Genomic DNA, 11,739 nt, shown 5'->3' with positions numbered 1-11,739 from the left:
CACGCTTAAGGCTGCATACAATTGACTGCCGTTGATACCATCCGTAGAAGTCGATGTGATGTTACCAGCTGACACAAATTGTAGTTGACGCGTATCTGCTGCTGAACCAACAGCAAACACACGTGTCGCACTTGTTGTGCCATTGGCAAAAGTACCATATGTCACCGTGCCGACTGTCCCACTGGTCACTTTAGAAGTTGATGTCAAGGCAGTAGAGCCCGAGCCAATTGCCACATTATCAGCGGCACCCACGGTTGCACTTGTACCCAAGGCAATACCATTTACGGCCGTTGTCACTTTCGCCATATTACCAATCGCGATGGCAGAATCAGAAGTCGCATCAATGAGCTCAACCACCGAGGAACCTGACAGACCCGCAATGGCAATTGAATTCCCACCCGATGCTTTGACTTGATTACCCACAACGGTTGCATTTGCACCTGCGGCATAGTTTTTACTACCCACAGCCACAGAATCAACACCTGCCGCTGTTGCACTGTTACCGACAGCAACACCATTGTCTGTGCCGCCCGCCAACGCAGCATTACCCACTGCAACAGTGTAAGCACCTTTTGCAGTGGCTGAGTTACCGATGGCCACAGCATTGATCGCATTCGCACTCACATTGGCAGCGGTACCAAACGCAATGCCACCTGTCGCACCCGTTGCAACGTTTGCATTTTTACCCAAAGCGGTCGCATTGGTCGCACCTGAAGCGATGCTGGCATTTGTACCAATGGATATGGCATCCACTGAACCCTTAATCGTCGCATAGTTACCCACAGCAACACCTGAAGTCGATGCAGCGTCAATCACCTCAACAGTGGTACCCGCAGCTCCCCATACACCATCAGTCAACCCTTCAATGGCGATAGCGTTTGCCCCTGATGTTTTAATCTGGTTACCATAGGAACTGGAGTTCACCCCAGCGGCAATGTTATTTGTACCAAAAGCCAATGCATCCCCGGCTGTTGCAGAAGCAGACCAACCAATTGCGATAGACACTGGGTATTTGCCATTGACTGCACCACTTGTTACGGCATAAGCCTTATAACCAATCGCGATTGATGAGCCTGCATTGGCCGTCGCATATGATCCAATCGCAACAGAATTCGTTGTTTCCCCAACCCCACCATTCGCACTGGCTGTGGCTCCACCCTCAAGCGAAGTGTCGGTACCGACAACCACAACCTGCGCATGTGCCACTGCACCAGCCGCATTTGCAATCACCGCAGCGGCCATAACCAAGCCACCTGCTTTACCTTTTTTTCCTTTGGCGGGTACGTTTTCTGCAACTGCAACCCACGCACCTAGCTCTTCGTTATAAATCGATCGATATGACTTATTCATCTCTATACCTTTTTTATGAATGAAACATGGACAACCCAGCAAGCCAGTGTATAAGCTCTGTAAAACCACAATAAATAGCACACACAACAGCATACAAACAGATGACAAATTGTAATTTAATTATCAGAAACACGAAAAATCAATCTTTACTTTGTTTTATAAAATAAAACACATAGTTGATTTTTACTTAAAATGTAAAAATAGCTACTTAAAAACGATATTTTTAAGATTAAACGAGAGTTTAATTTAGTACTATTCAACAATTATGACGAATTATAATGCAACAAAATCACGATTGCAAACAATTAAGGATATATATTACACGGATGTATACATAAAAAACATATTTTATTTAAAATATAAGTATATCAAACAGATGCAAATTGACTTTCTATTTCACATTTAAGCCTACCCTTCAATCGTTTATTTTTAATTAACTGTTTTTAAAAAATCGTTTACAATAATCCCCATGCAACACTTCAATCTTTCCTTCTCTGCTGCAAGCCCCCGTAAACACATCATTCATGTGACACGTTGGCAGCGCTTGCGTTGGCGTTTAGGGTCTTGGCGTTTGAACGCCGCCCTCTAAAGCCTTTCCGCGCAACATCCATGTGTCATTACGGCATCGTGTTTCGCGGTTTGAATCTGTCTTAAGTGCTTGACACTTAAATACAACAGTTCCCTACCTGAAGGAAAACCATGCTCTCTCAAGACGCTTTTTACGCCTTGGCACATCAAGGCCACAACCATGTCCCGCTGTCTCTGGAAACCTTTGCTGACCTCGATACACCACTTTCAATTTATTTGAAACTGGCCAACGCACCTTATAGCTATTTACTGGAATCGGTTGTGGGCGGTGAACGCTCTGGCCGTTACTCCATCATCGGTTTACCTTGTCAGACACGGGTGGTTAAAATGGAGAACACCATTCGCGTGTACCACGATGACCTTTGCATTGAAGAACATCCAGATACCGATCTGTTCGCCTATACACGCGATTTTTTAAAACGTTACAACGTGCCTAAACTGGATGGACATGCCCGATACAGTGGTGGTTTGGTCGGTTATTTTTCTTACGACACGGTGCGTGAAATCGAAACCCGCCTGAAAAAAACAACGCCTCATGCGGATGTTGACCTCCCTGATTTGCATTTATTGTTATCCGAAGAGCTGGCCGTTGTGGACAATGTGTTGGGTAAAGTCTATTTAACGGTTTATGCAAATCCACAAAAACCGCATGCTTATGAAAAGGCAGTGGCGCGTTTGTCCGACATGTTGGATAAATTGCGAGCTTCTGCACAAATCCCCTCCAGCCCACGCGTGGAAAATAACGCGCCACGGTCTGACTATGGTGAAAATGAGTTTAAACGCGATGTACTTAAGTGCAAGGACTACATTCTTGCGGGTGATTGTATGCAAGTGGTGCTTTCTCAGCGCAACCAGCGTCCTTTTGCTGCGGAACCCATCAACCTGTATCGGGCCTTGCGCGCACTGAATCCATCGCCATACATGTATTTCATGAATTACGGTGACACACATGTGGTCGGCGCTTCACCTGAGATTTTGGTTAAACTGGATGAAGAAGGTGTCGCCACCGTTCGTCCCATCGCAGGCACACGCCCACGCGGTGCAAATGATGCGGAAGACATTCGCTTATCCAATGACCTGCTTGCAGATGCAAAAGAATGTGCTGAACATTTGATGTTGATTGACCTTGGGCGCAATGACATTGGTCGCATTGCACAAATCGGCACCGTTGTAGTCACTGAACAAATGGCGATTGAAAAATACTCGCACGTGTTGCACATGGTGTCCAACGTTCAAGGGCAAGTCAAAGCAGGCATGGATGCGATTGATGTATTGAAAGCAACATTCCCAGCAGGCACATTGTCAGGTGCACCGAAAGTGCGCGCGATGGAGATTCTAGATGAGCTTGAACCGACCAAACGCGGCATATATGGCGGTGCTGTAGGTCACATGGGCTTTTTCAACGACATGGATTTGGCCATTGCCATTCGCACCGCCGTGATTAAAGACAAAACCTTATATGTGCAAGCGGGTGCGGGCATCGTCACCGATTCGAACGTCGATGCCGAATGGAATGAAACCAATGCAAAAATGCGAGCGGTGTTGAGTGCCGCCGATTTGGCTTGCAATGGGCTGGACACCGTACTACCCACCATGGAACAAGGGAACTGAAATGAACACACCACACCACAACACCCATGTTTTCATGATCGACAACTACGACTCATTCACCTACAACCTCGTACAATATTTTGGTGAATTGGGTGCGAAAGTCACTGTCAAGCGCAATGATGAAATCACCCTCGCGGACATTGAATCTGCCGCGCCAACACATTTGTGTCTATCGCCAGGGCCTTGCACGCCCACCGAAGCGGGCATTTGCCTAGAGGCACTGGATTATTTTAAAGGCAAGCTACCAATTCTCGGTGTCTGTCTTGGCCATCAAGCCATCGGCCAAGCGTTTGGCGGTAAAGTGGTGCGCGCCACCGCACCCATGCACGGCAAAGTCGACGTCTTACACCACAACAACACTGGTGTATTTGAAAACTTACCGAACCCATTCAATGTCACCCGTTACCACTCACTGGTGATTGAGCGTGACAGCCTGCCCGCCGATCTAAAAATCACCTCATGGACAGGGGACAGCGAAACCACAGGTGAAATCATGGGTGTGCGTCACATAAAATACAACATCGAAGGCGTACAATTTCACCCAGAATCAATTCTGAGTGAGCACGGCCACGCCTTGTTGCAAGCATTTCTATCAAAGTCAAACGCATAACACTGGCTGTCATGCCCACCTGACACGTCACAATGTTTGCTATATATTGTTTATTGAATATGAATCACATTGTTCGCATTGATTGATAGGCTGCATTGAAACAATCGATTTAAATGGTGGCAATAAATGGCCACCTTATTTTTGAAAGACCTTATGTTCAACGTTGCTGAAACCCTCAACCAATTGATTAACCGTGAGAACCTTTCTCCTGAAACGATGGGGGCATTCATGACCGCGCTGATGGGGGGTCAACTGACCGCACCTGCGGCGGCAGCATTGCTCACAGCACTGCGCGCCAAAGGCGAAACATTGGAAGAAGTCGTCGCCGCGGCGCGGGTGATGTCTGATTTCTCCAATCACGTTGAGGTTGCAGACAACAGCCAATTCATTGACATCGTCGGTACAGGCGGTGATGGCGCAAGCACATTTAACATTTCCACCACCTGTTTATTCGTTTTGGCCGCTGCGGGTGCCAAAGTCGCCAAGCACGGCAATCGCAGCGTGTCGAGTAAATCAGGCTCTGCCGACGCACTCGAAGCCCTCGGTGCGAACCTCATCCTCACACCCGAGCAAGTCGGTCAATGCATTGAAGCAACAGGCATCGGCTTCATGTTCGCCCCGAACCACCATCCCGCGATGCGCCACGTGGCACCAATTCGTCGAGAACTGGGCGTGCGCACGGTATTCAACATCCTCGGCCCATTGACCAATCCTGCCAATACTGAACACACTTTGATGGGTGTTTTCTCAAAAGAATTGCTGGTGTTGATGGCCAAAGCCATGCAGGCTTTGGGTTCAAAACATGTGTTGGTCGTTCACTCCGAAGACGGCATGGATGAAGTGTCTTTATCTGCCCCCACATTCGTATGTGAGTTGAAAAACAATGAGCTGAGCGAATACACCATCACCCCCGAACAATTTGGCCTGACCCGCGCCCCGATGTCCGAGCTTAAAGTGGACAACCCGCAAGAATCAAAAGCCATGTTGCTGGCTGCACTTAATAATCAAGCTTGCGCCGCACGTGACATCGTGATTTTGAACTCTGGTGTTGCCCTGTACACCGCAGATCAAGTTGACTCGATTGAAGCGGGCATCGCTTTGGCGAAAGAAGTGATTGCATCGGGTCAAGCATTGGCCAAAGTCAAAATTTTTGCTGATTTCACTCAACAATTTGTGATTCACAGTTAAAACAAGCCGCCCCGTATTTTTGATGCATTTATACCTTTATTGAAGGCCTTTTCATGAGCGACATCCTCAACACCATCAACGCCACCAAATTCGTCGAAATCGCCGCCGCTCAAGCCTTGATTTCGCCTGAAAAAATGCACGAACTGGCTTTGAAAGCAGATGCACCGCGTGACTTCACCGCTGCGATCACCCGCCGTGTCACAGCCAAACAACCCACAGTCATTGCTGAAATCAAAAAAGCCTCGCCAAGCAAAGGCATCCTGCGCGAACACTTCGCGCCCGCAGACATTGCCCGTCAATACGAAGCGGCAGGTGCAGCTTGTTTATCGGTTTTAACCGACGAAACCTACTTTCAGGGCCACAGCGATTACCTCAAAGCCGCGCGTGCCGCTTGTGCTTTGCCCGTGCTGCGCAAAGATTTCATCGTGGATGCCTATCAAATCGATCAAGCACGTGCATGGGGTGCGGATGCGATTTTACTCATCGCCGCCTCGTTGACATTAGCGCAAATGCAAGCCTTTGAAGCACACGCCTTCGCATTGGGCATGGGCGTGTTGGTTGAAGTACACAATGAAACTGAGCTTCAAGCAGCATTGCAACTGAATACCCCCCTTCTCGGCATCAACAACCGCAACTTGCATACATTTGAAGTGACGCTGCAAACCACCTTGGATCTAATGAAACAGATTCCCGCCGAGAAAACCATCGTCACTGAATCAGGCATCCTCAAACCGTCAGATGTCTTGTTGATGCAAGAAAACGATGTGCACGCTTTCCTCGTTGGTGAAGCATTCATGCGCGCACCTCATGCAGGCGAAGCGTTGAGTCAACTGTTCAACCTGTAAGCATCGCAAATGTCAATGGAACATGAAATCGCCCTCGCCCTACCCGCCAACACACATGATGCGTTGCACCACTGGCTGAACCATTTGCCCCATACCCAGTATGAACGCAACACACGTCTGCTCAACGTTTACCTCGATACCCCTGATCATGACCTAAAACGTTTAAAAGCAGGTTTGCGCCTGCGCTTTGACACAGAACGTTCATGCTGGATACAAACCCTAAAAACTGCTGGTGCATTGAAGGACGGCATTCATGTTCGACAGGAATGGGAAAGCGCCCTGCAACACGCCACCCCCGAAGCACAGGCCATCCCAACACTAGAACTCGCCGCTTTCCCTGATGATGCACACCTCATCCTTGAACCCCTCATTGAAGCATTGCGCCCCGCTTTTCACACCGACTTCACGCGCACCATTTACCAATACGTCCATGATGACAATGCCTTTGAATTGGCCTTTGACGACGGCTTGATCCGCTGTGCACATCAATTGAATGGCATGTCCACCCCCATCCACGAATTGGAAATAGAGTACAAAGCGGGTGACATGAACATCATGCGGCAACTCGCGTTGGATGCTCAAACGCAACTACAGGCCACGCCACAAACCATGAGTAAAGCGGCACGTGGCTATGCATTGTTTGATTAAATTGAAATTAAAAACAGCCCTTCATGCATGTCTGATTCAGAGCCAAAGACTTAAATTATTGAACCTCAACCTCGATCAAAGAGGTGCCCCGTACAAAAATGAGGTTTCTAATATTTGTGATGCTTGATGCATTTAGCCGCAACACATCGTTACACACCATGCCCTTATTTATTTGATAAACTACCAAACCAACCATTTAATAACGGCTCAACCATTTAACAGCTTGTGCCGTCGACACACTGACACACTGGAATTGCATCGCCTTTAGGAACACTATGAATCGTTTTTTACAATTTTTAAAAACCAATGCCACGGTACTGACCGCGGCCTTAGGTTTTACACTGTTTTACAACTGGTCTTTTTTCAACCACTTCAATCAAGCTTATAGCACGTTCAGCCTGCCCTTCTTCATCTCGATTGGCATCATGTTGTTCTCCGCCACCGCTTTGGTCTTGAGTTTGATCTGCTATCGCCGCACCACCAAACCGATTTTGATGCTGCTGTTCATCATCGCGGCCTTTTGTGCGTATTACATGAACACTTATGACATCATCGTTGATAAAACCATGATTCAAAATGTCGTGCAAACCAATGTCAATGAAGCCAAAGATTTATTCACGTGGAAAATGGTGGGTTATGCCCTTGTGCTCGGCGTGCTGCCCGCATGGATCGTATCGCGCGTGCACCTGCCCAAAACCACATTCAAAGCCGCTTTCTCCAACAAATTTAAGCTCATTGCCCTGCTCCTCATCCTGATGGCCAGCCAAGCGTTTGGTTTCAGCAAAAACTACAGCTCCTTTTTCCGCGAACACAAGTTGGTGCGTTTTTATGCCAACCCGATCACGCCCGTGTACTCAGCCATTCAATTCGCCATCAAAAGCAACACCGACAGCGCACCCAAAGTCGTCACGCCACTGGGTGAAGATGCAAAAAAATCAGCCACCGACAGCGATCGCCACCTGACCATCCTCGTGGTGGGTGAAACCGCCCGTGCCGACCATTTTTCACTCAATGGCTACGCCAAAGACACCAACCCACTGCTCGCCAAAGAACAAGTGGTCAGTTTGCACAACCTCAGTTCATGTGGCACCAGCACCGCTGTTTCTGTGCCCTGCATGTTCTCTGGACTTGGGCGCGCCAATTACGATGAAAAGAAATTCAACGCCTCTGAAAACCTACTCGATGTGCTCAACCGTGCAGGTGTCAGTGTGCTGTGGCGCGACAACAACTCAGATTCAAAAGGGGTTGCCACCCGTCTGACCTACCAAGACTACAAAGACCCAAAAATCAACACCATATGTGACACCGAATGTCGCGATGAAGGTTTATTGGTGGGTTTGCAAGATTACATTGATCAGCACAAAACGGGCGACATCACCATCGTTTTACACCAAATGGGCAGCCACGGCCCCGCCTATTACAGCCGTTACACCAAAGCTTTTGAAAAATTCACACCCGCCTGTCAAACCAACTTGCTCGAAAAATGCAGCGTCGAAGAAATTTCAAATGCCTTTGACAACACCATCGTCGCCACCGACTACTTCCTGTCCAAAGTCATTGCATTACTGAAACCCAATGCGAAAAACTTCCAAACAGCCATGGTGTATATGTCAGATCATGGCGAATCGTTGGGTGAAAATGGTGTGTATTTGCACGGCATGCCGTATGCGATTGCCCCCGAAGCACAAAAACATCCAGCGTCCATCATTTGGCTCGGCGATGGCTTTAAAGCATTGACATTTGATCAACTCAAACAAAAAGCCGATGCACCGTTATCGCATGACAACTTGTTCAGCACCTTGTTGGGTTTAAATAAAATTGAAACCAAACTGTACGATCCGAAAATGGACTTCTTGAAACCATAACTTATACACAGCGGTTGTTTTGTTAAAAAATCAATGTTTCACTTCTCCGCCCTCTACCTCTATCTGAAAATGGAGAAAGGCTAGAGAAAACAAGCCTGTTTCAGGCATTGAATGATTTAACAGAATGGTTGTACACAAAAAAACCTCGCCGAATCAGCGAGGTTTTTTATCATTTTGGCCATTCAATTGATATGAATGGCATGAGCTCAGACTAAATGTCCGTCGACTCAATCACAGCATACGCAGAATGATTGTGAATCGATTCAAAATTTTCCGCTTCAACCGAAAACTGTGCCACATACGTTTGTGCTTTCAAGACACCCGCGACATCACGCACCAAGTCTTCAACAAACTTAGGGTTGTCATACGCACGTTCCGTCACGTATTTCTCATCAGGCCGTTTGAGCAAGCCATACAACTCGCATGAACCTTGCGCTTCAATCGCAGAAATCAAAGCATGCAAATCAAACTCCGCCATGTGTTCATCATCAAAAGTCATGTGTGCTGTGACGTGAGAACGTTGATTGTGTGCACCGTACGCTGAGATTTTCTTCGAACATGGGCATAAACTGGTCATTGGAATCAACACACTCAAAGTCACTTGACTGTGGCCTTTGACATGCGTGCCATTCAAAGTGATTTCATAATCCATCAAGCTTTTGATGCCTGATACAGGCGCAACTTTTTCAACAAAGTAGGGGAAATGCGCTTGAATGTCACCCTTTTCGGACTCTAAGCGCACCATCATGTCATCAATCAAAGTTTTGAATGATGACAAGCTGAACACCGTTTTATTTTCTTCAAGCAAAGCCACAAAACGCGACATGTGTGTGCCTTTTTGATCCGCAGGCAAATACACACACATGGTGTATCTCGCCACAGTGGCTTGCGCGCCTGCGCCAAGGTCTATGCTCAGTGGAAAACGAACATCTTTGATGCCCACACGGCTGATTGGCATGTTGCGTGCGTCAATCGTACTTTGAACGTCAGGAATGGCTTTTAAATCGGTTGGGGAATTCATTGGGTATGCTTTCAATTAAGATTCGTGGTTTTGTTCAAGGTGCATCGCGTTCAAATAATTTAAGCCCGATGCGTTTTGAATCGTTCCAGCATGGTAAAAAAACAGAAAAACAGAAAAATAGTTGAGTAATTCAATCAACCATTACAAGTGATACTATGCCACAAAAGTGGCAATTGTGCTGGCGATGGATTTTTCATCCAAGCCATGCGCTGCATACAGAGCCATATAATCGCCTTGATCTATGAATTGGTCGGGTAAACCCAAATTCAATATTTTTGCGGTGTAACCATGCGCCGCAAGCCACTCACCAACCGCACTGCCCGCGCCGCCTTGTTTAGCAGAATCTTCGATGGTGACAAAATGTGTGTGCGTTTGAGCCAATTGTGCAAGTAAAACCCCATCCAAGGGTTTAACCCAACGCATGTCCACCAAAGTGGCATTGTGCTGTTCAGCCGACAAAGCCGCAGGGTGCAGCAAAGTACCAAAAGCCAGAATCGCCACCCGTTCACCTTGGCGCACCACCTTGGCTTGCCCGACAGGCAAAGGCTGTACATCTGTTGCAGGCACAGCCCCCGTGCCTGAACCGCGCGGATAACGCACAGCGGCGGGGCCATTGAATTGATATGCACTGCTCAACAATGCCCGCGTTTCAGCTTCATCCGATGGTGTGGCGATGACGATGTTCGGAATGCAGCGCATGTACGCAATGTCATACACGCCCGCATGGGTTGCACCATCGGCGCCGACCAAGCCCGCGCGATCGATTGCAAAAGTGACATCGAGATTTTGCAAAGCGATGTCATGAATGACTTGATCGTATGCCCGTTGTAAAAAAGTCGAGTAAATCGCTAAAACAGGTTTTAGACCATCGCATGCCAAGCCTGCGGCAAATGTGGCGGAATGCTGCTCGGCAATGCCCACATCAAAATAACGTTGCGGGTATTGCGCCTCGAACTCCACCAAACCAGAACCTTCGCGCATGGCAGGTGTGATCGCAACCAAGCGTGAATCAGCGGCCGCCATGTCACACACCCACTGACCAAAGACCTGAGTGAACGTGATTTTTTTCGGTGCTGTTGAGGCCACGATGCCCTGTTGCGGGTTAAACGTCGAAGGGCCGTGATACATGATCGGATCGTCTTCGGCCAGTTTATAGCCTTGACCTTTTTTGGTGATGATGTGCAGGAATTGCACACCACCGCGATTTTTTAAATTTTCCAAAGTTGGCAACAGCGAATCAAGATCATGGCCATTGATCGGGCCAATGTAATTGAAACCAAATTCTTCAAACATGGTGGCAGGTACAAACATGCCTTTGGTGTGCTCTTCAAACCGTTTGGCAAATTCCAACACAGGTGGTGCGCCTTTGAGCAATTTTTTCAATTTATCTCGTGTGTTGTTGACAAAATCACCGCTCAACAATTTGGCCAAATAACGGTTCATCGCACCCACAGGCGGTGAAATGGACATGTCATTGTCATTCAAAATCACCAGCAGGTTGATGTCATCGGTCACACCCGCATTGTTCATCGCCTCAAACGCCATGCCACCCGTGAGTGCGCCATCGCCGATGATGGCAATGTGCTGACGGTGCTTCAATCCCAAATGTCGTGCCGCCGCAGCCATGCCGAGCGCAGCGGAGATGCTGGTCGATGAATGCGCAGTACCAAAGGCATCGTAAACGGATTCTGAACGCTTTGGAAATCCAGATAAACCGCCCAGTTGACGCAAAGAATGCATCTGCTCGCGTCGCCCTGTGAGGATTTTATGACCGTAACTTTGATGTCCCACGTCCCAAATGATTTTATCATCGGGCGTGTTGAACACATGATGCAGCGCAACGGTCAACTCAACCGTGCCCAAATTACTGGATAAATGTCCGCCAGTCTGGGCGACAGATTCAAGAATAAAACCACGCAACTCCTGCGTGAGTTGACCCAATTGTTCACGCGATAAGGCGCGGACATCAGCAGGGTCATTGGTGCATTCAAGTAAAGGGAAATTCGTCATATT

The 11,739-nt window shown here is 47.9% G+C and carries 10 protein-coding genes and 2 pseudogenes; 8 read left to right on the top strand and 4 right to left on the bottom strand.

The window, feature by feature from the left end; translation table 11 throughout:
• Nucleotides 1–9: 9 nt before the first annotated feature.
• Nucleotides 10–75: pseudogene (locus DTO96_RS13215) on the bottom strand (hypothetical protein); the annotation flags it as partial.
• A gap of 67 nt (nt 76–142) precedes the next feature.
• Between DTO96_RS13215 and DTO96_RS05795 the strand changes: the two are divergent.
• Together DTO96_RS05795 and DTO96_RS05790 are read left to right on the top strand one after the other, a co-directional pair.
• Nucleotides 143–415, top strand: coding sequence for a hypothetical protein (locus DTO96_RS05795; RefSeq protein ID WP_157964341.1), 273 nt, complete (start codon nt 143–145; stop codon nt 413–415).
• Between the two features lie 177 nt (nt 416–592).
• Nucleotides 593–775, top strand: a complete 183-nt coding sequence (locus DTO96_RS05790) for a hypothetical protein (protein WP_114562624.1) — start codon at nt 593–595, stop codon at nt 773–775.
• A 467-nt stretch (nt 776–1,242) separates the two neighbouring features.
• On the opposite strand, the pseudogene DTO96_RS13115 reads toward DTO96_RS05790, so the two are convergent.
• A pseudogene (locus DTO96_RS13115) lies at nt 1,243–1,350 on the bottom strand (ESPR domain-containing protein); the annotation flags it as partial.
• A gap of 699 nt (nt 1,351–2,049) precedes the next feature.
• On the opposite strand from DTO96_RS13115, the gene trpE reads away from it, so the two are divergent.
• The 6 genes from trpE (at nt 2,050) to DTO96_RS05750 (ending at nt 8,705) form a co-directional block, all read left to right on the top strand.
• On the top strand, nt 2,050–3,549 hold the full coding sequence (trpE, locus tag DTO96_RS05775) for an anthranilate synthase component I (protein WP_114562622.1): 1,500 nt from the start codon (nt 2,050–2,052) through the stop codon (nt 3,547–3,549).
• Between the two features lies 1 nt (nt 3,550).
• Complete coding sequence (locus tag DTO96_RS05770) at nt 3,551–4,159, top strand: anthranilate synthase component II (protein ID WP_225972572.1); 609 nt, start codon at nt 3,551–3,553, stop codon at nt 4,157–4,159.
• Nucleotides 4,160–4,312: 153 nt separating this feature from the next.
• A complete protein-coding gene (gene trpD, locus DTO96_RS05765; RefSeq protein WP_114563944.1) occupies nt 4,313–5,347 on the top strand; it encodes an anthranilate phosphoribosyltransferase in 1,035 nt (344 codons plus the stop codon).
• A gap of 53 nt (nt 5,348–5,400) precedes the next feature.
• Nucleotides 5,401–6,192 carry an indole-3-glycerol phosphate synthase TrpC gene (trpC, locus tag DTO96_RS05760; RefSeq protein ID WP_114562621.1) on the top strand — a complete coding sequence of 264 codons (792 nt, stop codon included), beginning with the start codon at nt 5,401–5,403 and terminating at the stop codon, nt 6,190–6,192.
• A 9-nt stretch (nt 6,193–6,201) separates the two neighbouring features.
• Nucleotides 6,202–6,840: a CYTH domain-containing protein gene (locus DTO96_RS05755; RefSeq protein ID WP_114562620.1), complete on the top strand. Its 639-nt coding sequence runs from the start codon at nt 6,202–6,204 to the stop codon at nt 6,838–6,840.
• 275 nt (nt 6,841–7,115) lie between these two features.
• Nucleotides 7,116–8,705, top strand: coding sequence for a phosphoethanolamine transferase (locus tag DTO96_RS05750; protein WP_114562619.1), 1,590 nt, complete (start codon nt 7,116–7,118; stop codon nt 8,703–8,705).
• Nucleotides 8,706–8,916: 211 nt separating this feature from the next.
• Here DTO96_RS05750 and folE2 read toward each other — a convergent pair whose 3' ends face one another.
• Complete coding sequence (folE2, locus tag DTO96_RS05745) at nt 8,917–9,726, bottom strand: GTP cyclohydrolase FolE2 (RefSeq protein WP_114562618.1); 810 nt, start codon at nt 9,724–9,726, stop codon at nt 8,917–8,919.
• Nucleotides 9,727–9,879: 153 nt separating this feature from the next.
• The gene (gene dxs / locus DTO96_RS05740; RefSeq protein ID WP_114562617.1) at nt 9,880–11,736 is read right to left on the bottom strand and encodes a 1-deoxy-D-xylulose-5-phosphate synthase; all 1,857 of its coding nucleotides are present in this window, start codon (nt 11,734–11,736) and stop codon (nt 9,880–9,882) included.
• Between the last annotated feature and the right edge of the window lie 3 nt (nt 11,737–11,739).

Origin of the sequence: Ephemeroptericola cinctiostellae, assembly GCF_003339525.1 — a bacterium.
Taxonomy (GTDB): Bacteria; Pseudomonadota; Gammaproteobacteria; order Burkholderiales; family Burkholderiaceae; genus Hydromonas; species Hydromonas cinctiostellae.
This window is presented reverse-complemented; position numbering and strand designations above follow the sequence as displayed.